Raw genomic sequence first — 26,935 nt, forward strand, 5'->3', positions numbered from 1 at the left:
AGGCGTCAGTTCAGTCGACGCAACTGTCCGACTTAGTCTTCCAGCAGCTCTTCAGCCTGACCGAGGATGTTTTCCAGGGTAAAACCGAATTCTTCGAACAGCGCAGGCGCCGGCGCCGACTCACCGTAGGTGGTCATACCGATCACGCGTCCTTCCAGACCCACGTACTTGAACCAGAAGTCGGCGTGAGCCGCTTCGATCGCGATACGTGCGCTGACCTGCAACGGCAGAACGGCTTGCTTGTAGCCGGCATCCTGAGCGTCGAACACGCTGGTGCATGGCATGGAAACCACGCGCACCTTGCGGCCCTGCTCGGTCAGTTTGTCGTAGGCCTGAACCGCCAGCCCCACTTCCGAACCGGTGGAGATCAGGATCAGCTCAGGCTCGCCTGCGCAGTCCTTCAACACATAGCCACCGCGGCTGATGTCGGCGATCTGGCCGGCATCGCGCTCTTGGTGCTGCAGGTTCTGACGCGAAAAGATCAGCGCCGATGGGCCGTCCTTGCGCTCCAGAGCGTTTTTCCAGGCCACCGCCGATTCAACGGCATCGGCTGGACGCCAGGTGTCGAGATTCGGCGTGGTGCGCAGGCTGGTCAGTTGCTCGATCGGCTGGTGCGTCGGGCCGTCTTCGCCCAGACCGATGGAGTCGTGGGTGTAGACGTGGATCACGCGCTTCTTCATCAGTGCCGACATGCGCACGGCGTTGCGAGCGTATTCCATGAACATCAGGAAGGTCGCGCCGTAAGGCACGAGGCCGCCGTGCAGAGTGACGCCGTTCATGATTGCGGTCATGCCGAATTCGCGCACGCCGTAGTACATGTAGTTGCCGCTGGCATCTTCAGCGCTGACGCCTTTGCAACCTTTCCACAGGGTCAGGTTGGAACCGGCCAGGTCAGCCGAACCGCCAAGCAGTTCCGGCAGCAAAGGGCCGAAGGCGTTCAGGGTGTTCTGGCTGGCTTTACGGCTGGCGATGGTTTCGCCTTTGGCGGCCACTTCAGCGATGTACGCCGAGGCTTTTTCCGAGAAGTCGGACGGCAGTTCGCCGCTCAGACGACGGATCAGTTCGTTGGCTTCGGTCGGGAACGCAGCGGAGTAAGCAGCGAAACGCTGATCCCACTCGGCTTCAACCGCGCGGCCAGCTTCTTTGGCATCCCATTCGGCATAGATGTCGGCCGGGATTTCGAACGGGCCGTGATTCCAGTTCAGCGCCTGACGGGTCAGAGCGATTTCCGCGTCACCCAGTGGGGCGCCGTGGCAGTCTTCTTTACCCTGCTTGTTCGGCGAACCGAAACCGATGGTGGTCTTGCAGCAGATCAGGGTCGGCTGCGCGCTCTTGCGAGCGGTTTCGATGGCGGTCTTGATCTCTTCCGGGTCGTGACCGTCAACGTTGCGGATCACCTGCCAGTTGTAGGCTTCGAAACGCTTCGGGGTGTCATCGGTGAACCAGCCTTCGACTTCGCCGTCGATGGAGATACCGTTGTCATCGTAGAAGGCGATCAGCTTGCCCAGGCCCAAAGTACCGGCCAGAGAAGCGACTTCGTGGGAAATGCCTTCCATCATGCAGCCATCACCCAGGAACACGTAGGTGTGGTGGTCAACGATGTTGTGGCTCGGACGGTTGAACTGCGCCGCCAGGACTTTTTCTGCCAGGGCGAAGCCCACAGCGTTGGCCAGACCCTGACCCAGCGGGCCGGTGGTGGTCTCGACGCCCGGGGTGTAGCCGAATTCCGGGTGGCCCGGGGTGCGGCTGTGCAGTTGACGGAACTGCTTGAGGTCTTCGATCGACAGGTCGTAACCGGTCAGGTGCAGCAGCGAGTAGATCAACATCGAGCCATGGCCGTTGGACAGCACGAAGCGGTCACGATCGGCGAATGATGGATTGCTCGGGTTGTGCTTGAGGTAGTCGCGCCAAAGCACTTCGGCAATATCTGCCATACCCATAGGGGCACCGGGATGGCCGCTGTTGGCTTTTTGCACGGCATCCATGCTGAGGGCACGAATGGCGTTGGCACGCTCACGACGGCTAGGCATCGCTGATCTCCTGGGTGTGAATAAACTGGAACGGAAAAAAGGAGGGCATTTTCCCTCACCGGAGCGCCTCGGGGCAATGACAGATAGTCATGCAGAGGCGTTTTTCCAATGGATAGCTGCGGTTTCTGTTGGTGAAACCTTTCCGCTGCTCGTTTGTAGAGTTAACCATCTCGTGAGAAGTGCCATCTATCGAGCAATATCAAAACTTTTTGATATTGCTCTTGCAGGGATTTAACCCCGTCTCTAGACTGCTGCCCCATGAACTTACGCGCGCCTTCCATTAGCCATGACGATTGCGACGAGCTGGCGGCCCTGTGCAAGGCCGGCGGCGATCCGTTGCGGCTGAATGTATTGCGCGCGCTGGCCAACGATTCGTTTGGTGTACTGGAACTGGCACAGATTTTCGGCATTGGTCAGTCCGGCATGAGTCACCACCTCAAGGTCTTGGCGCAAGCCGAGCTGGTGGCAACTCGCCGTGAAGGCAACGCGATTTTCTATCGTCGCGCCCTGCCCCATACCGAACTGCTGGGCGGCAAGTTGCACGCAGCGTTGTTAGAAGAAGTCGACAATCTGGCGCTGCCGGATGCCGTGCAGGCGCGCATCGCTCAAGTGCACGGGCAACGTGCTGCGGCCAGCCAGGACTTTTTCGCCCGGGTCGCGGAGAAATTCCGCGCCCAGCAAGACTTGATTGCCGGCCTGCCGCAGTACCGCGAAAGCGTGCTGGCCCTGCTCGACAAACTGAGCTTCAGTGGCGCTGCCACGGCCATTGAAGTCGGCCCCGGTGATGGTGCTTTTCTGCCGGAACTGGCGCGCCGTTTCAGCACCGTAACCGCGCTGGACAACAGCCCGGCGATGCTCGAACTGGCGCGTCAGGTATGTGAACGTGAACGACTGGCTAACGTCAGCCTGCAATTGGCCGATGCATTGAACGGCAGCAGCCTTCAGGCCGATTGCGTGGTACTGAATATGGTCTTGCACCATTTCGCCGCGCCGGCCGAAGCGCTCAAGCACATGGCCGACCTGCTGCAACCGGGCGGTAGCCTGCTCGTGACAGAGTTATGTAGCCACAACCAGAGTTGGGCCAGGGAGGCCTGCGGTGATCTGTGGTTGGGGTTTGAACAGGACGATTTGGCCCGTTGGGCCACCGCTGCGGGACTCGTTCCCGGGGAAAGCCTCTATGTAGGCTTACGTAATGGTTTCCAGATCCAGGTTCGCCACTTTCAGCGACCGGCTGGCGACACTCACCATCGGTAAATTCAGGAAAACATCGAGATGAGCGAATACTCCCTCTTCACCTCCGAGTCCGTGTCTGAAGGACATCCGGACAAAATCGCCGACCAGATTTCCGATGCGGTGCTGGACGCCATTATTGCCCAGGACAAACACGCACGCGTTGCGGTGGAAACCCTGGTCAAGACTGGCGTGGCCATCGTTGCCGGTGAAGTGACCACCAGCGCCTGGGTTGACCTGGAGCAGATCGTTCGTGACGTTATCTGCGACATCGGCTACACCAGCTCCGAAGTCGGCTTCGACGGCGCCACCTGCGGCGTGATGAACATCATCGGCAAGCAGTCCCCCGACATCAACCAGGGCGTTGACCGTGCCAAGCCTGAAGATCAGGGCGCCGGCGACCAGGGCCTGATGTTCGGCTATGCCAGCAACGAAACCGAAGTGCTGATGCCAGCGCCGATCACCTTCTCGCACCAGTTGGTGCAGCGCCAGGCCGAAGCCCGTAAATCGGGTCTGCTGCCTTGGCTGCGTCCGGACGCCAAGTCGCAAGTGACCTGCCGTTACGAAGGCGGCAAGGTTGTCGGTATCGACGCCGTTGTACTGTCGACCCAGCACAACCCTGAAGTGTCGTACAAAGACCTGCGCGAAGGCGTGATGGAGCTGATCGTCAAGCACGTGCTGCCGGCCGAACTGCTGAGCAAAGACACCCAGTTCCACATCAACCCGACCGGCCAGTTCATCATTGGCGGCCCGGTAGGTGACTGCGGTCTGACCGGTCGCAAGATCATCGTCGACAGCTACGGCGGCATGGCCCGTCACGGTGGCGGCGCGTTCTCCGGCAAGGATCCATCGAAGGTTGACCGTTCGGCGGCCTACGCCGGCCGTTACGTTGCCAAGAACATCGTCGCTGCCGGCCTGGCCGAGCGTTGCGAGATCCAGGTTTCCTACGCGATCGGTGTGGCCCAGCCTACCTCGATTTCGCTGAACACCTTCGGCACCGGCAAGATCAGCGATGACAAGATCGTCAAACTGGTGCGTGAAGTGTTCGACCTGCGTCCATACGCGATCACCACCATGCTCGACCTGCTGCACCCGATGTACCAGGAAACTGCAGCCTACGGCCACTTCGGCCGTGCTTCGCAGACCAAGACTGTTGGCGAAGACACCTTCACCACCTTCACCTGGGAAAAAACCGACCGCGCCGACGCTTTGCGTACTGCTGCCGGCCTGTAATAACCTGGCTGCATGAAAAGCCCCGCACGGTTTGCGCCGTGCGGGGCTTTTTTGTGCCTGAAATGCGACTCCTGAACCCAAACGAATAAACCTGTGGGAGCGGGCTTGCCCGCGAAGAGGCCTGCAAGAGCGACATCAATTTGCGCATTGAAACACTCCGCAAAACACCACGCCGACCCAACTCAAAAACCTCGCCTAGCCTTCAAGCATTCCCTTTGAGCAAGGACGCTCACGATGCATGCCACGCTGCGCCTGTTGATTACTTTTCTGCTGTCGCTCCCTACTCTAAACGCCTACGCCGAATGCCCGAATTGGCCACCCGCCCAAGCCCAACGCGAAATCACCGCTCTGCAAAAACAGCTCGACCAATGGGACGACGCCTACCACCGCGAAGGCCGCTCATTGATTGCCGACGAACTTTACGACCAGTCGCGCGTGCGGCTCAGCGAGTGGCGAGGCTGTTTCAAATCGCCAGCGACGATCGAGCCTGTGCGCACGGTCTCCGGCGCTGTCGCCCATCCAATCGCCCACACCGGCCTGGATAAACTTCACAAAGCCGAGGCCGTGCAAGCCTGGCTGCGTGATCGCCAAGGGGTATGGGTACAACCCAAGGTCGATGGTGTGGCGGTGACGCTGATTTATCGCGATGGACTTTTGCAGCAAGCGATCAGTCGCGGCGACGGCGTCAGCGGGCAGGACTGGACGGCGTCGGCGCGCATGATCGGCGCTATTCCTCAGCGACTGAAACAACCGCTGGATCTGCTCGTGCAGGGCGAACTCTATTGGCGTCTGACCGAGCATGTTCAGGCTCAAGCCGGCAGCGTCAACGCCCGCGCCACGGTGGCCGGCCTGATGGGACGCAAATCGCTGAGCGCTGAACAAGCCGCCGGGATCGGGCTGTTCGTTTGGGACTGGCCGCAAGGGCCAGCAGACTTACCTGAAAGGTTATCGAGATTGGCGGCGCTGGGGTTCGCCGCAACAGAACCCTACAGCCATCCCGTCCCGCAATTCGTCGAGGCACAAAAATGGCGCGAGCATTGGTATCGCTCTCCCCTGCCATTCGCCACTGACGGTGTGGTTTTGCGCCAGAGCCAGCGCCCATCCGCCGAGCGTTGGCAGGCGCGTTCGCCGTACTGGGCCATCGCCTGGAAATATCCATTTGCCCAGGCACTGGCCGAAGTGCGCAAAGTGAATTTCAAGATCGGTCGCACCGGGCGCATCACGCCGGTGCTGGAACTGACGCCCGTCATGCTCGATGACCGGGAGATCAAACGGGTCAGCGCCGGCTCACTCAAACGCTGGCAGGAGCTGGACATCCGCCCCGGCGATCAAGTGGCAATCAGTCTCGCCGGCCTGACGATTCCGCGACTCGACAGCGTTGTATGGCATAGCACTGAACGTGCGGAACTCAAAATCCCCAGCGCCAGCGACTTTCATGCCTTGAGTTGCTGGCAACCTACACCCGGTTGCGAAAGTCAGTTTCTCGCCCGCCTGACCTGGCTCAGTGGCAAGCAAGGACTGGCCATGCCGCATGTCGGTCGCGGCACCTGGGAGAAACTTCTCGAAACAGGCCGTCTGAACTACCTGCTGGATTGGTTGACCCTCGACGAGCCAGAGCTTGCTAACATTGCCGGCTTCGGCGAACGCAGCAGCGCGCGCCTGATGCACAGTATTCACAGCGCTCGCCAACGGCCGTTTGCCCAATGGCTCAAGGCCTTGGGTTTACCGCCGACCGGTCAGGCGCAACTCCCTGACTCGTGGCAGTTGCTGGTACAACGTGACACCGAACAATGGCAGGCAGAACCCGGCATCGGCCCCGGTCGCGCGGCGCAATTGAGCGCATTCTTCCGCGACCCGCAGGTGCTAGCCTTGAGCGAAACTTTACACGCCGCCGGAATTGACGGTTTCTGAACATGCAATCCCGGCACGCCGGGAACCCGTCGGCCACTGAGGCGCTCCAACAGCGCAGTGCCCAACCGACCCGATTGTCTTTGCACATGGAGCTTTTATGAAATTTCTCGCACCGCTCGCCCTGCTCACCCTCTGCGCCGCCATGGCCGCTCCCGTGATGGCCGACGAAGATGCTCCGGGCCTGACCGGTTGCGCTGCCAAGAAGCAGGGCATCATCAACCAGATCGAACAGGCCAAGTCGCGCGGTAATGCCGATCAGCAGGCGGGCCTGGAAACTGCTCTGCGTGAGGTCACCGAACATTGCACCGACGCAGGCCTAAAAAAGGAACGCGAGAACAAGGTGCTGGAAGCCAAGCACGAAGTCAGCCAGCGCCAGGCTGACCTCGACAAAGCCATAAAGCGAGGCGACCCGGAAAAGATCGACAAGCGCAAAAACAAGCTCGCCGAGTCGCGTAAAGAGTTGCGGGACGCACTGGATCAGATCGATAAGTAAAAAATCAAAAGATCGCAGGCTGCGATCTTTTAAATCTCAATGATCGCGAAACTCTTTATGGCAAGCGCTGCAGGCATCTTCGACTTTCTGCACCGCAGGCCCGAGATTACTGGCCTTGTAAGGCTGAACCTTGCTGGCGATCACCAATTCACCGGTGGCCGCTTCAAGGTTGCGAGCCATTTCCTGAAAGCGGGCCTGCTTTTGCCAGACATCGTCCTTGGCACTGGTGTGATCTTCTTCGCGAACCTGCGGAAAATGCTTCCACGGCTCATGGGACAGCGCATCGAGTTTCACCGCACCCTCGGCGAATTTCGGTCCGTCGAATGGAATGCGTCCACGCAACATGCCACCCAGGTCTTCGCCGGTGTTGAGCATCTGTTTGAAGATCGCCTTGCGTTGCCCCAGCGGAGAATTCGGATCGACACCGCCACAGGCGGACAAGGTCAGACAGGCCAGCAATACAACAGAAATACGTTTAAGAGTCATGGTGGCTTCAGGTCACGGAAATCGGCGGCCAGTATCCCCGCGTCACCGATAAACACCAATAGCCCTATTAAAAATACGGGTTGCTTGAGCGCATGGAGCACTGAGGCAACCGGCACAGGAATCACTGCATGAACAGCCGTCTCAAGGCCTGGCGTCACCCACTGATCACGACCCTGCCATTGCTGGCCATTCTTGCCGGCTGCACCGGTGGCGACAGCGCCAAGCCGAAAACCCATGCGCTGGCCACTTATTCCACCGCGACGTGGGAAGCACTGCCGGCGGTGTCCGATAGCGATCTGGTCGCCGGTTTCGGTTCGTGGCGCAGCGCCTGTACTCGACTCAAGGCCGATCCGGTCTGGGGCACTACCTGCGCAGCGGCAGCCAACGTGCCGCAGAACGCCAACGAGATCCGCGCCTTTCTCAAACAGAATCTTGATGTCTTCGGCCTGCGCGCGGAGAACGACAACCCCAACGGTCTGATCACTGGCTACTACGAGCCGGTCTACCCCGGCAGCCTTACGCCAACCGAAACGGCGAACGTACCGGTTTACGGCGTGCCCGAGGACATGATCATTGTTTCGCTGGACAGCATTTATCCGGAGCTTAAAGGCAAGCGCCTGCGCGGGCGCCTGGAAGGTCGGGTGCTCAAGCCGTACGACGACTCAGCGACCATTGAATCGAAAGGCGTGAAAGCACCGGTGGTGGCCTACCTCACCGATCCGATGAACCTGCAGTTTCTGCAGATCCAGGGTTCCGGGCGGATCCAGACACAAGACGGGAAACAGCTCCGCATCGCCTACGCCGACCAAAACGGCCATCCGTACCGGCCCATCGGCCGCTGGCTGGTCGAGCAAGGCGAGCTGAAAAAAGAAGACGTGACCATGGGCGCGATCAGCAACTGGGCCAAGGCCAACCCGTCGCGCATCCCGGAACTGCTGGGCAGCAACCCGAGCTACGTGTTCTTCACCCGTAACCCCGACAGCAACGAAGGCCCGCGCGGATCGCTGAACGTGCCACTCACGGCCGGCTATAGCGCTGCAGTGGATCGCAAGGTTATTCCGTTGGGCAGCCTGTTGTGGCTATCGACCACTCGCCCGGATGGCACGGCACTGGTGCGGCCAGTGGCAGCGCAGGATACCGGCGGTGCGATTGCCGGCGAGGTGCGTGCGGATCTGTTCTGGGGCACCGGTGATGCGGCCGGGCAATTGGCCGGGGACATGAAACAGCAGGGGCAGATCTGGATGCTCTGGCCAAAAGGCGCGGCGTTGCCGCAAGTGCCGCAGGTGGCAGATAAGCCATAAAAGCAAAAGATCGCAGCCTGCGGCAGCGCCTACAGGGAAACGCGAAGTCCTCTGTAGATACCGTCTTGCCCCTCATCGGGCAAGGGCAATTTTCGGGTCAAATGGCTGGCCCGATTTAAGAACGGCGTAGACAAAATGTAGGAGTTTGCGCATCGCTGCACAGATGATTTGCTTGGGGGCCTTGCCGTTGGCCTTCAAGCGGTCCTTCATGGCGATGATTGCCTTGTTGTGCTTCAGTGCAACCAACCCAGGCATGTATAGACCCGCCCGAACGCGAGCCGATCCGATTCTCGAAATCACTGTTCTGCCTTTGAACTTTCCCGAGTCCTGCAGCTTTGGGTTCAACCCGGCGGCAGCGACCAGCTTGCGAGGGTCGTCATATTTACGCAGGTCGCCCAACTCGGCCAGCAGCCGCTCAAGGGTTTTCTGGCCGATACCGTCGATGGTCACGATCAAGTCGCGCATTTGGCGCATGTCTGGATCATCGTCGATGTGTTTTTTGATTGCTTTGTGAGTTTCAACGATCTCTTTCTCGATGTGACGCAGCACAGAGTTGATCGAGTCTTTGACCTTTTCGTCGGATACATCCAGGCGATTGAGCTCCATTTGCTCCATTTCCTGAAGGTCATCCAAGCGACGTACCATCGCCTTTAGCTGACGATATTTCAGCGGCTCTGGAGCCCAAAGCTGAAGCTTTTCAGCCTTTTCCCGAGCAAAGTCAGCGATCAATTTGGCGTCGCTTTTGTCGGTTTTTATCCGGCGCAGCTCGCTGTCGGCGTAAGCGTGGGTCGTAGCCGGATTGACGACGCAGACCTGGTAACCCTTGTTGTAGACGAACTCGGCAAGTTCCAGGTGATAAACGCTGGTGGCTTCCATCACGATCAGGGCTGTAGGCTCGACCTGCTTGTTCAACCAGGCGTCAAACTCTTTGAAACCTTTTGAGTCGTTAGCCAGTTTGGCTTTGGTTTTGTGCTTGCCGTTTGGCAGGTGAGTAGCGATATCAAAGGTGTTTTTAGCGACATCGACGCCGACGAAATTGGACATGACCGTTTCTCCATTAATCCGTTTTCGATCATCACTGCACTCTGTCCAACCTTGCGAATGCGGGCTCTCGCCAGAGACGGGCCCAAGATACCGTTCGAACTATACGAGTGAGTGTGGAGGGCTGGAGCACGATCTACATCACAGGCAAAAAGCCTAAGGAGCTGCACGGCTTCCAAGTCCCTCCCTCGATGATCAGTCGAGAACTATCGCTCCTGACGGAGCGATAGTCGAGATACAAGGAGCTGCCGCAGGCGGCGATCTCTTGATCCTGTTTTTCTACACAGACACAAAGAAGAACGAAGCAATCAGCCCCATCCCCACAAACCACACCAGCGAACGCAGAACCGCCCAGTCCGCCAGGTAGCAGATGATGTACAGCAGGCGACTGGTGATAAACAGTACCGCCAGCACATTCACCGTCACCAGCTCCGCAGTCCCCACCAGATGCGCGACGATCACCGCCACGGCAAACGCCGGCATCACTTCGAAACTGTTCAGTTGCGCCGCATGCGCCCGCCGGGCCACACCATCAACGCTGTCGAGAAAATCCCGGGGATCGTGATTGTCCCTCAGCCTGAAACCGCCCGAGGCCTTGGCCACAATCGTGCACACATACGGCAAGAAGATCGCGATCAACACACACCACAGAGCCACCGTCATAACGCCGTCCTTTTTTCGAGTTATAGAATTCGCGGGCGGTCAGAACTTCATCACCAGCATGCCGATCAGCACCAACCCACAGGCTAAGAGCCGTGGCCGGCCAAAAGGTTCTTTCAGGTAGCGCATGCCGAACAGCACCACCAGAATCACACTGATCTCGCGCAACGCCGCCGCTTCCGCAATCGAGCCCAACTGCATCGCCCATAGCACCAGAGCGTAGCTGAACAACACGCAGAATCCGACCGTCAGCCCCAGCTTCCATTGTTCACGCCAGAACTGCATGAACGCCGGGCGTTTGGCGACCCACGCCAGCAGCGGAAACGGCCAGGCGCTGAGCAGCGTGACCCAGACCAGATAATCCAGCGGATGCGACCAGCGCCGCAGCGCCTGCCCATCGATGTAGGTGTAGCTACCGATGCACAGGCCAATCAGCGCCACCACCGGCAGCATTGACCATGGCAAATGCTTCCCGCCACCGCCCTGCCACAGCAGGCAAACCATGCCGAATGGAATCAGCATGATCCCGAAGATCTGCTGCGTGGTCAGCACTTCACCGGCAAAAATCAGGGTCAGCGCCAGCACCACCAGCGGCGACAAACCACGCATCAACGGATAGACCAGCCCGAGGTCGCCGACCCGATAGGCCTGAATCAGCAGATAGCGATAGAGCAACTCGAAGGCTGCCGAAGCGAGAATCCACGGCCAGATCTGCGCAGGCGGCAAACTCACGAAGGGCAGCGCAATGGCGACAACCAGCAGCGCCACGGTGTCCATGCACGCCACCACCAGCAGCCGTTCGGCGCTGAATTTGATCAGGGTATTCCACGCCGCATGCAACAGCGCCGCCACCAACACCAGAGCTGTCGCCAACACGTTTCACTCCTTGATTTTTATGGTTGACCCTACACCAATGTGTGCGGCTGACCAACTGAGGGGACACAGTTGTGTCCCCGCCCCGAATCAACCCATCCAACCCTTGCCCCGAAGAATCGGTGCGCTGTCTTTCCACTCCTCATCCAAAGGACCCCGGATGCTTGAACTCGTAGCCGCTTTCATCTGCCTCACCACCCTCCTCACCTTCGTCAATTTCCGCTTCATCGGCCTGCCACCCACCATCGGCGTGATGGTCACCGCTCTGCTGTTCTCCCTGCTGCTGCAAGGCCTGAGCCTGCTCGGCTATCCAGGCCTCGAAGAACGCGTGGAACAACTGATCGGCCAGATCGACTTCGGCGATCTGCTGATGAACTGGATGCTCTCGTTCCTGTTGTTCGCCGGCGCCCTGCACGTCAACCTGAACGACCTGCGCAGCTACCGCTGGCCCATCGGCCTGCTGGCAACCTTCGGTGTGTTGATCGCCACCGCCGTGATCGGCAGCCTCGCCTATTACATTTTTGCCCTGTTCGGCTGGCACGTGAGCTTCCTCTACTGCCTGCTTTTCGGCGCACTGATTTCCCCGACCGACCCGATCGCGGTGCTCGGCGTATTGCGTACCGCCAACGCGTCGAAACCACTGAAAACCACGATCGTCGGCGAGTCACTGTTCAACGACGGCACTGCGGTTGTGGTATTCACCGTGTTGCTGGGCATCGCCCAACTCGGCGAGACCCCGACCGTCGGCGCCACCGCCATGCTGTTCGCTCACGAAGCCATCGGCGGTGTGCTGTTCGGTGGGCTGATCGGTTATCTGGTCTACCTGATGATCAAAAGCATCGAGCAACACCAGATCGAAGTGATGCTGACCCTGGCACTGGTGATCGGCGGTTCGGCGATGGCGTCCGAGCTGCACGTCTCCGCGCCGATTGCGATGGTGGTCGCCGGTCTGATCATCGGTAACCTGGGCCGCAACCTGGCGATGAATGACATGACGCGCAAATACCTCGACGGCTTCTGGGAGCTGCTCGATGACATGCTCAACGCGCTGCTGTTTGCGTTGATCGGTATGGAACTGTTGCTGCTGCCGTTCAACTGGTTGCATGTGGCAGCGGCAAGTTTGCTGGCGGTGGCGATTCTGTTGTCACGTCTGCTGACCGTGGCCCCGGCGATCCTGCTGCTGCGGCGCTGGCGCACAGTGCCGAGCGGCACCATCCGGATCCTGACGTGGGGCGGTTTGCGCGGTGGTGTTTCGGTGGCACTGGCGCTGGCCCTGCCGCTGGGCGCGGAACGTGATCTGCTGCTGAGCATCACCTACATCGTGGTGCTGTCGTCGATCCTGTTGCAGGGTCTGACCATCGGCAAACTGGTCAAGCACGCGACTCGCAACGAGCCGGGTGATGTGACGCAACCCGCACACTGACGCCTCAACGCGGCACCGTCGCGGAGTCCTTCACGACGCACTGCCCAGCAGGTCAAGCAGATGCCGCATCGCCAACGGGCGGTGCGGTGTCGAACCATGCATCACCACCAACTCCCGCGTGTAACGCTGCCCGCCGCCCACCGGCATGACGCACAAGCCGTCCAGTGCCATCCCTGCCCATTGCGGCACCAGCGATACGCCCATCCCCTGTGCGACCAGCATGACGATGGTCTCCAGCGCATCCAGTTCGCACAGCACATTCGGCTCGATCACCTGTTCATCGAGGTAGCGCTGGGCAATCTGCCCACCCCAAGAGCGCGCGTCATAACGAATGAATGGATGTTCGCGCAGCAGCGCTTCAAGTGACTGCCCGGCATGCCTGGCCGGGGCAACCAGAATCAGCGGCTCGACCTTGAGCACAGTCAGCGCCAAGGCTTTCGGCGGCTGGAACGGTGGCCTGACCAGAATCGCCGCGTCCAGCTCCCCAGCGAGCACCTTCTCATAAAGACTTTTTGAATCGCCGGGGGTGATCTTCAGCTTTAAATCCGGTGCCGAAAGCGCCAGTCGCTCGATCAAGCCCGGCAACACGCCGGTCAGCGCGGTGGAAATTGCGCCGATTGTCACTTCACCGAACAGCCCATCGTGGTGCAGGTCGCCGTGTAACTCCTGCGCCAGTTCGATGATCGCCCTGATCTTCGGCAGGATCAGCAAGCATTGGTCCGAGGGCCGGGCGGCGTGCGCGGTACGCAGCAGTAACGTGCAACCCAGCGCGCGTTCGAGCGCCTGGACACGCTGACTGATTGCTGCTGCGGTGCGATTTTCTCGCCGCGCGGCCGCCGCAATCGAACCGGCTTCAACCACCGCGACCAGACTGTTCAAGAACCTGACATCCATAAGTTTTCCTTTCGCTCAGAACAAGGCGAAGCCGTTATGCCCCGCCGCACGGTCTGTTTACCCTGAGCGCTCCTTCACTTGGGGACATCACATGAACAGACCTTTTCACGCTGCATACCATGTTTGCGACCTGGAACAGGCGCGGACTTTTTATCGAGATGTGTTGGGCTGCACCGAAGGCCGCAGTACCGAGACCTGGGTCGACTTCGATTTTTTCGGCAACCAGATCTCGCTGCACGTGGGCACACCCTTTGCCACCACGCGCACCGGCCAAGTCGGCGAGCACAAAGTGTTGATGCCGCACATTGGCGTCGTGCTGCCGCTGGAGGAGTGGCTGGCGTTGGCCGAGCGCCTGAACCGCCTCGGCACTGTTTTTGAAATTCCACCGGTAATCCGCTTCGCCGGCGAACCCGGCGAGCAGCGCACGATGTTCTTTCTCGACCCCAGCGGCAACCCGATTGAGGTCAAGGGTTTCAAGGATTTCGCCGGTCTTTTCGCACACTGAGCTTCCCCCAACAAACACAAGAAAAAAGGGGCAAAACATGACTACCAGGAAACCTACCAGCCTTGTCACCCGCATCATGATCGGGCTGGCGGCCGGAATAATCGTCGGCATCCTTCTCAACCAGTTTCCCGAACACAAGCTCTGGTTCATCGACAACCTGCTGCAACCGGCAGGCGATCTGTTCATCAGACTGATGAAGATGATCGTCGTACCGCTGGTCTTTGCGTGCATGGTAGTCGGCATTGCCGGGGCAGGCAGCACCAAGGCTCTGGGGCGAGTCGGGATCAAGACGCTGGTGTATTTCTTCACGATCACCAGCATCGCCATTGTCTTCGGCCTGGTCGTCGGCAATGTATTCCAACCGGGTGCTGGAGCCGACTTCAGCAGCACGCTGCAGTCGCCGGTGTCCGGCCTGGTCAGCACGGGCGAAACGCAGAACCTGGGCCGCACCCTGGTCAACATCGTTCCGGACAACATCGTGCTGGCCATGTCCCAGGGCAAACTGCTGTCAGTGCTGTTTTTCGCCATCCTGTTCGGCTGCGCCTTGTCGATGCTGCCAGAGCAGCAAAAAGCACCGTTGATCGCCGTGATGCAGGCAGTCTCGGACACCATGTTCAAGGTCACGCATCTGGTCATGCACTATTCGCCGATAGGGATCTTCGGCCTGATCGGGGTGACCGTGGCCAGTTTCGGTCTCAGTGCCTTGCTGCCGCTGGCCAAGCTGATTGGTATCACCTATGTGGCGGTACTTCTGTTCGCGCTGTGCGTGCTGGGAGTGGTGGCGCGAATGGCCGGGGTCCGGTTTTTCCACCTTGTGCGAGAGATCCGCAGTGAGCTGCTACTGGCTTACAGCAGCGCCGCCTCGGCCACGGTGATGCCGCAACTGATCGAGAAAATGGAGCGATATGGGGCGCCACGCCCAATCACCAGCATGGTCATTCCACTGGGTTACTCGTTCAATCTCGACGGCGCTTCACTGTTCGCCGGGCTGGGCACGCTGTTCATCGCCCAGGCCTACGGCATCGACCTGGGTCTGGCCGATCAGGCGATGCTGGTGCTGATCATGGTGTTGACGTCCAAAGGCGCGGCGGGGGTTCCGGGCTTCATGTTCATCATCCTGACCGCCACCCTGACCGCCGCCGGATTGCCAGTGGAAGGCGTGGCCATCATCGCCGGTGTCTACCGATTGATGGACATGCCGGTGACCGCGCTCAATGTGTTGGGCAACGCCTTGGCGCCGCTGGTCATCGCTCGTTGGGAAGGACAGCTCAAGGCCCCTGAGAGCGAGCCGGCTACAGAACCGCTCAGCCCGCCATTCAAGGCCTGAAACTATTGCGTCTTGCGGTCGGAATCATCGTCGCGGGGTTCGCCAGCGTCTGGTTTATCAGCCTTTGGCGCCCCGCTCTCGCTGCGGATCTGTGCATGACTGATCAGGGCAAAAATGAAACTGCCGCCGATGATGTTGCCCGCCAAGGTCGGCCCGGCGAACACCATCCAGAAATCACTCCACGGCAATTCGCCGGCAAACACCAGATATGACACTTCTGCCGAACCCACCACGATGTGGGTGAAATCGCCGAGCGCCATGAGGTAGGTGATGAGGATGATGATCCACATCTTCGCGCTCTCCATGGACGGGATCATCCAGACCATGGTGGCAATCATCCAACCAGAAATAATGCCCTTGGCGAACATCTGACTGGCATGGTTTTCCATGACCTTGCGGCCGATTTCAAGAAAGGCGTGATCCGTCTTGGTGTCGAAGATCGGCAGTTCCAGCATCACGTACGCCACCAGAATCGTGCCGCACAGATTGCCAAACAGCACCACCGTCCAAAGGCGGATCAGCCGGCCGAAATTGAGCAGGGTCGGTTTGGTCATCACTGGCAGCACGGCAGTCAGGGTGTTTTCGGTGAACAGTTGCTGGCGGGCGAGAATCACCGCGAGAAAGCCTGCGCAGTAGCCGAAACTGGCAATCACCTTGAATTCGTCGCCGTCGGGCAACCGCGAGGTGAGCAGCCCCATCCCCATCAGCGACAGGCCCATGGTCAGGCCGGCGGCGAGTGCCGACCACCATAGTGCGGCGATGCTGCGCTCCAATTCCTGATCGCCTTGGGAGCGGATGATTTCATGCAGAACCGCCGCGCGGGGCGGCTGGCTTTTCTCGACTTCGTGTTGCTCTTTGGCCGAGAGGTCGGGGGTCTTGCCGTCTGTCGGAGTGGTCATGGCGTGGGAACCGGTTGGGGGCTTTTAGCTACGACCCACGCCGTCAACAGCTGTTCAGTGGTCTGAGGAAAACTTCTGCGACTACAAGATCGCTTTCGCGAGCAGGCTCGCGAAGAGGCCAACGCCGATATCAGTTAGTGAGCGATTCATCTTCCTTGAACTGATCTTTGACGTACCTGATCTCCGTGCGCCCGTGCGGTGCCGGCAAGCCGTCTTCGCCCAGATTCACGAAAACCATTTTCTCGACGGTGAGAATGCTCTTGCGGGTGATCTTGTTGCGCACTTCACAGGTCAGCGTGATCGAGGTGCGGCCGAACTCGGTGGCGGTGATGCCCAGTTCGATGATGTCGCCCTGGCGCGAGGCGCTGACGAAGTTGATTTCGGAGATGTACTTGGTCACCACGCGCTGATTGCCCAACTGAACGATGGCGTAGATGGCCGCCTCTTCGTCGATCCAGCGCAGCAGGCTACCGCCGAACAGGGTGCCGTTGGGGTTCAGGTCTTCGGGTTTTACCCATTTGCGGGTGTGGAAATTCATGTTCACTCCTGAGCGTTTGCCGAAAGATGGGCGCCATCTTGGCAGACCGAGCGGTCAGGCTCCATGCGGTTTCGACTATGGTCGCCATTAGCGATCTTCATTTGGCCGACAGAAACCCTTTGGAAGATCAGTCTAGACGGCTATAATCGCACCCGTTTCAAAACGGTAACCTTCACTTGCTACCGTTTTCCCGCCACCTGTCCGAGGGGCGCTGCAGCAGGTTCATCCTGTCAGGCTCGGATGGGGCGTTGACTGGCCTTGGCCGGACACTAAACGCACAACGGCGCCCATTCGCATACATTACGAATGGAGGCTCTTCATGAGCGCTGTTACCACGCCTGCAGATTTTACCGATTACAAAGTTGCCGACATGTCCCTGGCTGCCTGGGGCCGTCGCGAAACCATCATCGCCGAATCGGAAATGCCGGCCCTGATGGGTCTGCGTCGCAAGTACGCCGGCGAACAGCCGTTGAAAGGCGCCAAGATCCTCGGCTGCATCCACATGACCATTCAGACTGCCGTGCTGATCGAAACCCTGGTTGCCCTGGGTGCCGAAGTTCGCTGGTCGTCCTGCAACATTTTCTCGACTCAGGATCAGGCTGCTGCCGCTATCGCTGCTGCCGGCATCCCGGTTTTCGCCTGGAAAGGCGAAACTGAAGAAGAGTACGAGTGGTGCCTGGAGCAGACCATCCTGAAGGATGGCCAGCCATGGGACACCAACATGATCCTCGACGACGGCGGCGACCTGACCGAGCTGCTGCACAAGAAATACCCACAGGTGCTGGATCGCGTTCACGGCGTGACCGAAGAAACCACCACCGGCGTACACCGTCTGCTGGACATGCTGGCCAAGGGCGAGCTGAAAATCCCGGCCATCAACGTCAACGACTCGGTGACCAAGTCCAAGAACGACAACAAGTACGGCTGCCGTCACAGCCTGAACGATGCGATCAAGCGCGGTACCGACCACCTGCTGTCCGGCAAGCAAGCGCTGGTCATCGGTTACGGTGACGTGGGCAAGGGCTCGGCTCAGTCCCTGCGTCAGGAAGGCATGATCGTTAAAGTTTCCGAAGTTGACCCGATCTGCGCCATGCAAGCGTGCATGGACGGTTTCGAACTGGTTTCGCCGTTCATCGACGGTATCAACGACGGTTCCGAAGCAAGCATCGACAAAGCGCTGCTGGGCAAGATCGACCTGATCGTGACCACCACCGGTAACGTCAATGTTTGCGACTCCAACATGCTCAAAGCCCTGAAGAAGCGCGCTGTTGTCTGCAACATCGGTCACTTCGACAACGAAATCGACACTGCTTTCATGCGCAAGAACTGGGCATGGGAAGAAGTGAAGCCACAGGTACACAAGATCCACCGCACCGGTGCTGGCGCGTTCGACGCACAGAACGACGACTACCTGATCCTGCTGGCCGAAGGCCGTCTGGTGAACCTGGGCAACGCCACGGGTCACCCGAGCCGCATCATGGACGGTTCGTTCGCCAACCAGGTGCTGGCGCAAATCTTCCTGTTTGGCCAGAAGTACGCCGACCTGTCGCCAGCCCAGAAAGCCGAGCGTCTGACCGTTGAAGTACTGCCGAAGAAACTCGACGAAGAAGTGGCCCTGGAAATGGTTCGCGGCTTCGGCGGCGTGGTCACTCAACTGACCAAGCAACAGGCTGACTACATCGGCGTGACCGTCGAAGGCCCGTTCAAGCCGCACGCTTACCGCTACTGATTGGCTGAGCGTCAACGCGGTGTGCCTGGCGCACCGCGTTGCCTGACTGGCGCTGCTGACCGCTCTGTGTAGGAGCTGCCGCAGGCTGCGATCTTTTGATTTTCAAAGATCGCAGCCTGCGGCAGCTCCTACAGGGGTGCAGCGTCCGGCTTACGTGTTTCCAAGGGTATGACCATGTCCCAAGACCGTCGCTACAGCTTCGAGTTCTTCCCGACCAAGACCGATGCTGGGCATGAAAAGCTGCTCAACGTTGCCCGTCAGTTGGCAACGTACAATCCCGATTTCTTCTCCTGCACCTATGGCGCTGGTGGTTCGACCCGTGATCGCACCCTCAACACCGTTTTGCAACTGGAAAGCGAAGTCAAAGTACCCGCCGCACCGCACCTGTCGTGCGTCGGCGACAGCAAGGACGACCTGCGCGGCCTGCTGAACGAGTACAAGGCTGCCGGCATCAAGCGCATCGTCGCCCTGCGTGGTGATCTGCCGTCCGGCATGGGCATGACCAGCGGTGAGCTGCGTCACGCCAATGAACTGGTTGAATTCATTCGTGAAGAAACCGGCGATCATTTCCACATCGAAGTTGCCGCTTACCCGGAGATGCATCCGCAGGCGCGCAATTACGAAGACGATCTCGCCAATTTCGTGCGCAAGGCCCGCGCCGGCGCCGACAGCGCGATCACCCAGTACTTCTTCAACGCCGACAGCTACTTCTACTTCGTCGACCGTTTGCAGGCGCTGGGCGTGGATATTCCGGTGGTGCCGGGGATCATGCCGATCACCAACTACAGCAAACTCGCGCGCTTCTCCGATGCCTGCGGTGCGGAAATCCCGCGCTGGATCCGCAAGCAACTGGAAGCCTACGGCGACGACAGCCAAAGCATTCAGCGCTTTGGCGAGCAAGTCGTCAGCGAAATGTGCGAACGCCTGCTTCAGGGCGGCGCACCAGGGCTGCACTTCTATTCCATGAACCAGGCCGAACCTAGCCTGGCGATCTGGAATAACCTGAAGTTGCCGCGCTAAACGCTACAAGCAAGATCAAAAGATCGCAGCCTTCGGCAACTCCTACAGGGGTTGTTGTGGCTGCGATTTTTTGCGTTTGAATCCCCGAATTAGAGCCTGTGCTGTCACTTTCTGGCTCTTTGCGGTTTCTCGTCGTAATCTCAAGCCATGCCTTTGATCACGCAATTATTCGCCGTGCTGGTTTTTGCTTGCCTGAGCTTCGCCGCTCGGGGCGAGAAGTTGCGTATTGTCACCGAGCCGTGGGCGCCTTATGTCTATGAGGAGAACGGCAAGAACCTCGGGCTGGACTACGAAACCACGGCCATCGTGTTCAAGCGCCTGGGCATTGAGGTCGAATGGCAATTCCTGCCGTGGAAGCGTTGTCTGTCGATGCTTGAAACCGGTCAGGCTGATGGCGCACTGGACATTTTTCACAGCGACGAGCGCGACGCCACCCTGCTCTACCCCAGCGAACCGCTGTCGGACGTCGAGTTCGTGATGTTCTACGCCAACGACCGGCCGCACCCGTTCAGCACACTTGAAGAGCTCAAAGGCCTGACCATCGGCACCTCGCCGGGTTATCTGTACAGCCCCGACTTCAGCGAATCGACTCTGTTCACCCGCGAACCGGCGCCGACCCACGAAGCCAATTTCGGAAAACTGGTGCGCGGGCGTATCGATTTGCTGATTACTGATCGCCGCGTCGGCCAGCATTTGCTCGATCAGTTGAATATCCGTGACCAGATCAGCGAAAACCCCACTGTCATTAGCCGTCAGAGCCAATTTCTTGCGGTTCGGCGCAATGCTGGTATGGATTTACTGGTGCAGCGTTTTGGCGCCGAGCTCAAGCGATTCAAGCGTGAACCGGCCTATGCCGAGCTGAGCGCGCGTTATGGCGCAGCGCCAACCGGAGCCACGCCACTGGGGAATGTCTCGGCGAGCAGCAAAACCGTTGAGCAGCAGGAAAGCAGCGCGCAGTGATTGCTCTGTTATACTCCGGCGTTCCCGCCAGGCTCACGCCCGGACGCCCGGAACCGTAACAGGCCTCTCGACCCGCTACAGCGCAGCTTTCAGCCCGCGCGAGCACTCCAGACGTGCCTTCGGAACCGCAGCAGGACCGGACGGGATTGCGTCCTCTTAAACGCTATTCGCGCCAGGCAAGACTCCCATTGGGCCAAGCCCTAACTAAAACAGGATTACTCATGTCCTTTGCTTCCCTCGGTCTCTCCGAGGCTTTAGTCCGCGCCATCGAAGATGCGGGCTATACCGAGCCTACTCCGGTGCAACAGCGGGCCATTCCCGCCGTGTTGCAAGGTCGCGACCTGATGGTTGCGGCTCAGACAGGTACTGGTAAAACCGGCGGTTTCGCCCTTCCGATTCTGGAGCGGTTGTTCCCTAACGGTCACCCGGACAAATCCCAGCGTCACGGCCCGCGCCAACCACGCGTACTGGTCCTGACCCCGACCCGCGAACTCGCGGCCCAGGTTCACGAGAGCTTCAAGATCTACGCCCGTGACCTGAAATTCGTCAGCGCCTGCATTTTTGGCGGCGTCGGCATGAACCCGCAGGTTCAGGCCATGTCCCGTGGCGTTGACGTCCTCGTTGCTTGCCCGGGTCGTTTGCTCGACCTGTGCGGCCAGGGCAGCGTCGATCTGTCCCACGTCGAAATTCTTGTGCTCGACGAAGCCGACCGCATGCTCGACATGGGCTTCGTCCATGACGTGAAGAAAGTCCTCGCGCGTCTGCCGGCCAAGCGCCAGAACCTGCTGTTCTCGGCAACGTTCTCCAAAGACATCACCGACCTCGCCGGCAAACTGCTGCACAACCCGGAACGCATCGAGGTGACGCCGCCGAACACCACGGTCGAGCGCATCGAGCAACGCGTGTTCCGTCTGCCGGCCAGCCACAAGCGTGCACTGCTGGCGCACCTGATCACCGCAGGCGCCTGGGAGCAGGTGCTGGTGTTCACCCGCACCAAGCACGGCGCCAACCGTCTGGCCGAGTACCTGGACAAGCACGGCCTGCCGGCTGTGGCGATCCACGGCAACAAGAGCCAGAACGCCCGCACCAAAGCCCTGGCCGACTTCAAGGCTGGCGAAGTGCGCATTCTGGTAGCGACCGACATCGCCGCTCGCGGTCTGGACATCGACCAGTTGCCACACGTGGTCAACTTCGAACTGCCGAACGTCGATGAAGATTACGTACACCGTATCGGCCGTACTGGCCGCGCCGGTCGTTCGGGTGAGGCGATCTCGCTGGTAGCACCGGACGAAGAAAAGCTGCTGAAAAGCATCGAGCGCATGACCAAGCAGAAGATTGCCGATGGCAACCTGATGGGCTTCGACTCGAGCACCATTGAAGCCGAGAAGCCGGAAGTGCGTGAGCGTCCGGACGTGCGCAACCCGCGCAATCCTCGCGGCCCACGCGGCGACGGCCCGAATGGCGGCGGCGGTGGCGGCGGTCGTAAAGACAAAGGCAAGGACAAGGGCAAGGAAAAACCGGCCGGCGAACGTGGCGAGCGTCCTGCCCGTCAGCAGAAGCCGCGCGAAGGCACCCCGGCCCGTGAACAGCGTCAGCCATCGCAGCCGCCACGCGCCGCTGCCGATCGTGCACCGGACGAGTTCCTCGACGACGATGTCGATAACTTCGGTAACCGCGTTGATTACGTTCCTCAAGCCAAACCGGCTCAGGGCCGTGGTCGCCGTCCGGGTGCTCCGGCACAAGGCACGACAGCGGGTGCAGGTGCTCCGCGCAGCGGCAGCGGTAAGCCTCAGGGTCGTCAAAGCGGCCCACGCAGCAGCGATGGCGCCACCACCGGCACTCCGCCGGCCAAGCGCAACGGCCCGCGCAGCGGTGCTCCACGTGACGGCCAGGCCCGTCGCGAAGAGTCCCGCAACCGTCGCCCGGCTCGCACCGACGACCAGCCGCGTTCGGAACCTGCCGTGCAAAATCCGCGCGGCCCGGCACCGAAGATCATTCACAAGGAGTCAAAAACCGATCGTTTCCCGACTCCTGAGCAACTTGATCAACTGCCAGGCCGTCCGCGCGGCGAGAAACCAGCGTTGCTGACCCGCAACCGCTGATTTAACGCAGCCATAAAAAATGCCCCTGATCGCGAGATCAGGGGCATTTTTTTGTCCGTCGCGAAAGTTATTTCGCTTTGACACCTTCAAACGTGATGTACAGATCGACGTTATCGGACTGTGGACCCAGAACCATCATCTTGCCGAAATCAGAGCGCTTGATGCTGGTAGTGCCTTCGAAACCGGCACGGTAGCCGCCCCATGGATCCTTGCCTTCACCCAGGAAAGTGGCCTTGACCACGATTGGCTTGGTCACGCCGTGAAAGGTCAGGTCGCCGGTCACGTCAGCAGTGACCTTGCCGTCGGCATTCTTGCCGGTTGGCTTGACGCTGGTAGAGACGAAGGTCGCTTTGGCGAACTTGCTCACGTCCAGGAAGTCAGCGCTGGCGATGTGTTTGTCGCGCTCGGCATGGTTGGTGAATACGCTGGCGGTATTGACGTTGAACTCGATTTTGCTGTCTTCAGGCTTGGCAGCGTCAAAGCTGAACTTGCCGTCGATGTCTTTGAAAGTACCGGTGATGAAGCTGTAGCCCAGGTGGCTGATCTTGAAGTCAACGAAGGCGTGCTGACCTTCTTTGTCGACGGTGTAGTCAGCGGCCATTACGTTGGCGGACAGCACGGCAGAACCGATTGCCAGAGCGGCCAGAGTCTTTTTCAACATGCTTTCTTTTCCTTTGAGTCGAGGTTGAACTTCAGGCTTTGCGACCCAGCATTCGAGTGAGGGTCGCATCACGATCGATAAAGTGGTGCTTCAATGCTGCCAACGCATGGAGACCGGAAAAAATTACCAGCGCCCACGCCAGCCAGAGATGAATCACCCCAGCGGTATCTGCCTGATCCGGTAGCCCGGAAACCAGTGCAGGAACTTCAAACAGGCCAAACACCGGAATCCCGACACCGTCTGCGGTGGAAATCAGGTAACCGGCAAGCATCACAGCGAACAGCCCTACATACAGAAACCCGTGGCCGAACCTGGCGCCGATACGAGTCATGCGGCTGTAGCTTTGCAGCGTTGGCGGCGGTGGGCTGATAAAGCGCCACAACACCCGCAACACCATCACACCCAGCAGCACCAGACCGATGCTCTTGTGTAGATCCGGCGCGTCTTTGCGCCAGCTGCTGTAGTAATCCAGCCCAACCATCCACAGACCCAGCGCGAACAGTCCGAAGACCACCAGCGCCACGCCCCAGTGCATGAAGATGCTGACCCAACCATAGCGCGAAGAAGAGTTACGTAGCTGCATTGCCCAAATCCTGTGAGAACTGCGAACCAAGACTAGCGAGTTATCTATCGAATTAAAGCGGAAAATTTCGCTTTGAAATATCGAGAAATACGATGAAGAGTCTGGAAGTGATGCGTTAAGGAAAGATTAAAGGCGATTTTGCCGCATCGCGCTTGGGACAGACTGGTCGATTTTTACTAGCTGATCAGGCGCGATACGGGGTATTGAACTCGGCAGGCGGCTTTACGGAAGACCGCAAACAGCTAAATTTTCAATCAATAACTATGTATAGCTCATTGCACCTTCAAGCCTGATCAAATAACGACTCCATTACTTATTGATCACGTATACAACCATGGCTCTTCGATATACGCCGTTTCAAGCAAGTGGATCATCAACACTACCTGCCAATCAAACAATGTCTGCGCCTCAATATCTGCAATCCGATAACGGTCGATTTCGTTTGATCTTACAGGCCGATGGAAATCTGGTGATCAAGGAGGGTGAAACATTAATCTGGGTGGCAGATGGAAATCAGCCTTACAGTAAAACCTTGCATCAGAAACGCATGCGCGATCCTCTGCAGTTCGTCATCAGCAATAGCGGCTTTCTTTATGATCCGTCCAGACGCCGCCTTTGGATCGCTGAAAGTACTCACACCACTGACAAATCCCTCTGGTACCACACATGTATGACTATTCAGGATGATGGCAACCTGGTCATCTATGATCAACGCACCGGCAGTCCACGCTGGGCGCGCTTTGGCTTTACCCCAGGACGAAGCTCAAAGCCAAAGGAAAGATGGCTGAGAAACTTACCGGACGGTACGAAAGTATACGATTGGGATTTCTAACAGGCCCGGCACTGTCATCTTCGATTAGTTCTTGAGAACAGCCGGCGGCTGTAAACAATCTGCGCTATAAGGGTCTATCTTGCATTTGTGAGCAAGCTCCGAACTATATCCGCCCGGAAAAAAACGGCCATTTGCACAGCCGGAAAGCGTCAATAACACGAGCAGTATCGTAAGTATTTTCATAGCGGGTCACCTCCAATTTATCCAAGCATAAAATTTGAGATCGCGTGCCCGCTATCATTTCGCTCTGAATACTATGTGGGAAACTTCCTGTGCAGAGGTAAGCCTCGAGACTGCACAGCAGAGATAAGTGTGGAGGTTTAATTGCAAAAAAAACGCGGCCCATTTGGCCGCGTTTTTTGTTGAAGCGAAGGCTTACTGCGCCTTGGTCTCTGTCGTTGCAGCAGGCTTGGCCGCGGGTTTCTTCGCCGGCTCAGCCTTTTTTACCGCCGGTTTGGCCGGAGCTTTTTTCGCTTCGGTCTTGGCCGCCGGCTTCGTCGCCGCAGGCTTGGCCGCTGCTTTCTTGGCTGGCTCGGCTTTTACCGGGGCCGCTGGTTTCGGTGCTTCCACCGGAGCTGGCGCAGGTGCCGGGGTTGGCGCAGGCGCTGGAGTTACTGGCGCTGGAGCCGGCTCCGGGGCCTTGGCTGGCTCTGGCTTCTTGTCGTCATCCGAACCGCCAAACAGGTTGCTGAAGAAGTTGCCCTTCTTCGCCGCCACGGCACCCGCCGCGCCTGCCGCTGCTGCGGCCGGCACCACTTTGGCCGGTTCGAACGACTTGCCTGCCGCCAGATCTTCAACCTGGGTGGCCGCACGCTGACCAGTGCGCAGAGCGCCTTCCAGCGTGCCCGGGTACAAGGTGTCGGTGTGTTCACCGGCGAACGCTACGCGTTGCAGCGGACGTTCCCAGATACGCCAGAACTTGCTGATCTGGCCCGGGCCGTAGGCAAGGTACGCGCCGCCCATCGACGGGTCGGTGCTGTAGCGACGGATTTCATAACCGGTGAACGAGCCACGGGCCTGTGGATAAAACGCGTGCAGACGGATCAGCACCTGATCGACCATCTGTTTGTCGCCGAACGCCTGCATCACACGGGAGTTGTCGCCGGACAGGTTGATCACCACGTTGGCGCCGCCCTTCAGCGCCGGCTCGATCCAGAGCATGCCCAGACCTGCGTTGCTGTAGATTTCGCCGGACATACGCGCCTTGCTTTCCCACACTGGCGTCTTGAACTTCAACATGATCTGGTCGCGCCAGCCGTAGTTGGTGCCCTTGATCGCCGCCATATGCTGGGCATCCAGCGCAGGCGTCAGCTGAATCTTGCTCAGCGCACGCAACGGCACGGCCAACACCACGTAATCGGACTGATAACCGACACTGCCGACCTTGACGGTCACGCCATCCTTGTCCTGGCTGATGGCCGATACCGGTGAGTTGGTCTTGATGGTCTTGATCTGTTTGACGAAGGCCTGCGCCAGCACCTGGCTGCCGCCGACCAGACGCGAGGCGCGCAGGTCACGGTCGGAGATGCCGCGATAGACGCGGTTCTGCTGGGCGAAATACAACAGCGACAGACGCGATGGTTCGTCGTAGTGAGTGCGGATGTCCTGGTTGATCAACTGGCGCGCAGTGGCTGGCAGGTTTTGCTTGTCGAGCCAGTTCGACACGTTGATCTGGTCCAGCGCGTGCAGGGTGCTGGTCGCCGCCGGGTTTTGCGGATCGTCGATCGAACGCGCCAGATCATCGAGGGTTTTCTGGTAGCGCTTCAAGGCATCGGCAGTGGCCGGTTGCTTGGTCGCCAGATCAGCGGCGGAGAAATACTCGCCGTCGATCAGATAACCCGGGGTACGCACGAATTCCGGGGCCGGCGTGGTGCCCAGTTTGAAGGTCGAGACGTACTTGTTCAGCACCGGCTGCGTCTTGTCGTTGCCGATCCATTCGCTGGTGGCCATGCCCGAGCGACCGCCCATGCCTGGCTTGGCTTCCAGCAGCGTCACCTGCCAGCCTTTGTTTTGCAGCTCATAAGCAGCGGTCAGACCCGAAAGGCCGCCACCGATCACGATTGCGGTTTTATCCTTGGCCAGCGCCGTAACGCTGAACAGCCCCAACATCACCAGCGCACAGGCGCGCAGCCAACCGACAGACATTCAGCGAACTCCGGAAAACACATAGGAAAAAGCAGTTTTGCGGGTCAGACGACCCAAAG

General features: G+C 59.2%; 25 protein-coding genes and 1 riboswitch. Of the genes, 14 read left to right on the forward strand and 11 right to left on the reverse strand.

The annotated features are described in order from the left end of the window. Nucleotides 1-32: 32 nt before the first annotated feature. A complete protein-coding gene (tkt, locus tag ACA069_RS26520; RefSeq protein WP_489879341.1) occupies nt 33-2,030 on the reverse strand; it encodes a transketolase in 1,998 nt (665 codons plus the stop codon). 16 nt (nt 2,031-2,046) lie between these two features. Between tkt and ACA069_RS26525 the strand changes: the two genes are divergently transcribed. The 5 genes from ACA069_RS26525 (at nt 2,047) to ACA069_RS26545 (ending at nt 6,897) form a co-directional block, all read left to right on the forward strand. After that, a complete protein-coding gene (locus ACA069_RS26525) occupies nt 2,047-2,265 on the forward strand; it encodes a hypothetical protein (RefSeq protein ID WP_401271795.1) in 219 nt (72 codons plus the stop codon). A gap of 23 nt (nt 2,266-2,288) precedes the next feature. Further along, a complete protein-coding gene (locus ACA069_RS26530; protein ID WP_489879340.1) occupies nt 2,289-3,284 on the forward strand; it encodes an ArsR/SmtB family transcription factor in 996 nt (331 codons plus the stop codon). Nucleotides 3,285-3,302: 18 nt separating this feature from the next. Then, the gene (gene metK / locus ACA069_RS26535) at nt 3,303-4,493 is read left to right on the forward strand and encodes a methionine adenosyltransferase (protein WP_497615507.1); all 1,191 of its coding nucleotides are present in this window, start codon (nt 3,303-3,305) and stop codon (nt 4,491-4,493) included. Nucleotides 4,494-4,727: 234 nt separating this feature from the next. Beyond that, nucleotides 4,728-6,404 carry an NAD-dependent DNA ligase LigB gene (gene ligB, locus ACA069_RS26540; RefSeq protein WP_497615508.1) on the forward strand — a complete coding sequence of 559 codons (1,677 nt, stop codon included), beginning with the start codon at nt 4,728-4,730 and terminating at the stop codon, nt 6,402-6,404. A gap of 97 nt (nt 6,405-6,501) precedes the next feature. Beyond that, entirely contained in the window at nt 6,502-6,897 is a 396-nt protein-coding gene (locus tag ACA069_RS26545) for a DUF1090 domain-containing protein (protein ID WP_401272041.1), read from the forward strand. 36 nt (nt 6,898-6,933) lie between these two features. On the opposite strand, the gene ACA069_RS26550 is transcribed toward ACA069_RS26545, so the two are convergent. Continuing rightward, on the reverse strand, nt 6,934-7,383 hold the full coding sequence (locus ACA069_RS26550) for a c-type cytochrome (RefSeq protein WP_187679707.1): 450 nt from the start codon (nt 7,381-7,383) through the stop codon (nt 6,934-6,936). 128 nt (nt 7,384-7,511) lie between these two features. On the opposite strand from ACA069_RS26550, the gene mltA reads away from it, so the two are divergent. Further along, the gene (gene mltA / locus ACA069_RS26555) at nt 7,512-8,684 is read left to right on the forward strand and encodes a murein transglycosylase A (protein WP_497615509.1); all 1,173 of its coding nucleotides are present in this window, start codon (nt 7,512-7,514) and stop codon (nt 8,682-8,684) included. 72 nt (nt 8,685-8,756) lie between these two features. On the opposite strand, the gene ACA069_RS26560 is transcribed toward mltA, so the two are convergent. The 3 genes from ACA069_RS26560 to ACA069_RS26570 all read right to left on the reverse strand — a co-directional run bounded on the left by ACA069_RS26560 (nt 8,757) and on the right by ACA069_RS26570 (nt 11,261). Further along, a complete protein-coding gene (locus ACA069_RS26560) occupies nt 8,757-9,728 on the reverse strand; it encodes an IS110 family RNA-guided transposase (protein ID WP_497615510.1) in 972 nt (323 codons plus the stop codon). A gap of 276 nt (nt 9,729-10,004) precedes the next feature. Then, the gene (locus ACA069_RS26565) at nt 10,005-10,388 is read right to left on the reverse strand and encodes an MAPEG family protein (RefSeq protein WP_401272042.1); all 384 of its coding nucleotides are present in this window, start codon (nt 10,386-10,388) and stop codon (nt 10,005-10,007) included. Between the two features lie 39 nt (nt 10,389-10,427). After that, the gene (locus ACA069_RS26570; RefSeq protein ID WP_401272043.1) at nt 10,428-11,261 is read right to left on the reverse strand and encodes an EamA family transporter; all 834 of its coding nucleotides are present in this window, start codon (nt 11,259-11,261) and stop codon (nt 10,428-10,430) included. A gap of 157 nt (nt 11,262-11,418) precedes the next feature. Here ACA069_RS26570 and ACA069_RS26575 point away from each other — a divergent pair, with 157 nt between their 5' ends. Beyond that, nucleotides 11,419-12,681: a cation:proton antiporter gene (locus ACA069_RS26575; RefSeq protein ID WP_187679711.1), complete on the forward strand. Its 1,263-nt coding sequence runs from the start codon at nt 11,419-11,421 to the stop codon at nt 12,679-12,681. A gap of 30 nt (nt 12,682-12,711) precedes the next feature. On the opposite strand, the gene ACA069_RS26580 is transcribed toward ACA069_RS26575, so the two are convergent. Then, a complete protein-coding gene (locus ACA069_RS26580) occupies nt 12,712-13,575 on the reverse strand; it encodes a LysR family transcriptional regulator (protein WP_401272044.1) in 864 nt (287 codons plus the stop codon). A gap of 91 nt (nt 13,576-13,666) precedes the next feature. On the opposite strand from ACA069_RS26580, the gene ACA069_RS26585 reads away from it, so the two are divergent. Beyond that, on the forward strand, nt 13,667-14,080 hold the full coding sequence (locus ACA069_RS26585; protein ID WP_187679713.1) for a VOC family protein: 414 nt from the start codon (nt 13,667-13,669) through the stop codon (nt 14,078-14,080). 37 nt (nt 14,081-14,117) lie between these two features. After that, a complete protein-coding gene (locus ACA069_RS26590) occupies nt 14,118-15,407 on the forward strand; it encodes a cation:dicarboxylate symporter family transporter (protein WP_497615511.1) in 1,290 nt (429 codons plus the stop codon). 2 nt (nt 15,408-15,409) lie between these two features. Here the strand turns inward: ACA069_RS26590 and ACA069_RS26595 are convergent, their stop codons facing one another. Both ACA069_RS26595 and ACA069_RS26600 read right to left on the reverse strand, forming a co-directional pair. Beyond that, nucleotides 15,410-16,306: a formate/nitrite transporter family protein gene (locus tag ACA069_RS26595; RefSeq protein WP_497615512.1), complete on the reverse strand. Its 897-nt coding sequence runs from the start codon at nt 16,304-16,306 to the stop codon at nt 15,410-15,412. A 130-nt stretch (nt 16,307-16,436) separates the two neighbouring features. After that, on the reverse strand, nt 16,437-16,844 hold the full coding sequence (locus tag ACA069_RS26600) for an acyl-CoA thioesterase (RefSeq protein WP_095187025.1): 408 nt from the start codon (nt 16,842-16,844) through the stop codon (nt 16,437-16,439). A gap of 197 nt (nt 16,845-17,041) precedes the next feature. Further along, a riboswitch (S-adenosyl-L-homocysteine riboswitch) is annotated at nt 17,042-17,140 on the forward strand. A 23-nt stretch (nt 17,141-17,163) separates the two neighbouring features. On the opposite strand from ACA069_RS26600, the gene ahcY reads away from it, so the two are divergent. The 4 genes from ahcY to rhlE2 all read left to right on the forward strand — a co-directional run bounded on the left by ahcY (nt 17,164) and on the right by rhlE2 (nt 22,655). After that, on the forward strand, nt 17,164-18,573 hold the full coding sequence (gene ahcY, locus ACA069_RS26605) for an adenosylhomocysteinase (protein WP_187679716.1): 1,410 nt from the start codon (nt 17,164-17,166) through the stop codon (nt 18,571-18,573). Nucleotides 18,574-18,747: 174 nt separating this feature from the next. Then, nucleotides 18,748-19,593: a methylenetetrahydrofolate reductase [NAD(P)H] gene (gene metF, locus ACA069_RS26610; RefSeq protein ID WP_003229047.1), complete on the forward strand. Its 846-nt coding sequence runs from the start codon at nt 18,748-18,750 to the stop codon at nt 19,591-19,593. Nucleotides 19,594-19,740: 147 nt separating this feature from the next. After that, complete coding sequence (locus ACA069_RS26615; protein ID WP_187679007.1) at nt 19,741-20,553, forward strand: substrate-binding periplasmic protein; 813 nt, start codon at nt 19,741-19,743, stop codon at nt 20,551-20,553. Between the two features lie 221 nt (nt 20,554-20,774). Beyond that, nucleotides 20,775-22,655 carry an RNA helicase RhlE2 gene (gene rhlE2, locus ACA069_RS26620; protein ID WP_401269299.1) on the forward strand — a complete coding sequence of 627 codons (1,881 nt, stop codon included), beginning with the start codon at nt 20,775-20,777 and terminating at the stop codon, nt 22,653-22,655. Between the two features lie 67 nt (nt 22,656-22,722). On the opposite strand, the gene ACA069_RS26625 is transcribed toward rhlE2, so the two are convergent. After that, complete coding sequence (locus tag ACA069_RS26625; RefSeq protein WP_401269302.1) at nt 22,723-23,316, reverse strand: YceI family protein; 594 nt, start codon at nt 23,314-23,316, stop codon at nt 22,723-22,725. Nucleotides 23,317-23,347: 31 nt separating this feature from the next. Next, the gene (locus tag ACA069_RS26630; RefSeq protein ID WP_401269305.1) at nt 23,348-23,899 is read right to left on the reverse strand and encodes a cytochrome b; all 552 of its coding nucleotides are present in this window, start codon (nt 23,897-23,899) and stop codon (nt 23,348-23,350) included. Between the two features lie 334 nt (nt 23,900-24,233). On the opposite strand from ACA069_RS26630, the gene ACA069_RS26635 reads away from it, so the two are divergent. Beyond that, entirely contained in the window at nt 24,234-24,731 is a 498-nt protein-coding gene (locus ACA069_RS26635; protein ID WP_401269308.1) for a hypothetical protein, read from the forward strand. A 375-nt stretch (nt 24,732-25,106) separates the two neighbouring features. On the opposite strand, the gene ACA069_RS26640 is transcribed toward ACA069_RS26635, so the two are convergent. Continuing rightward, a complete protein-coding gene (locus ACA069_RS26640) occupies nt 25,107-26,876 on the reverse strand; it encodes a flavin monoamine oxidase family protein (protein WP_497615513.1) in 1,770 nt (589 codons plus the stop codon). Nucleotides 26,877-26,935 lie beyond the last annotated feature (59 nt).

It is taken from the genome of Pseudomonas sp. LBUM1652, from assembly GCF_059716105.1.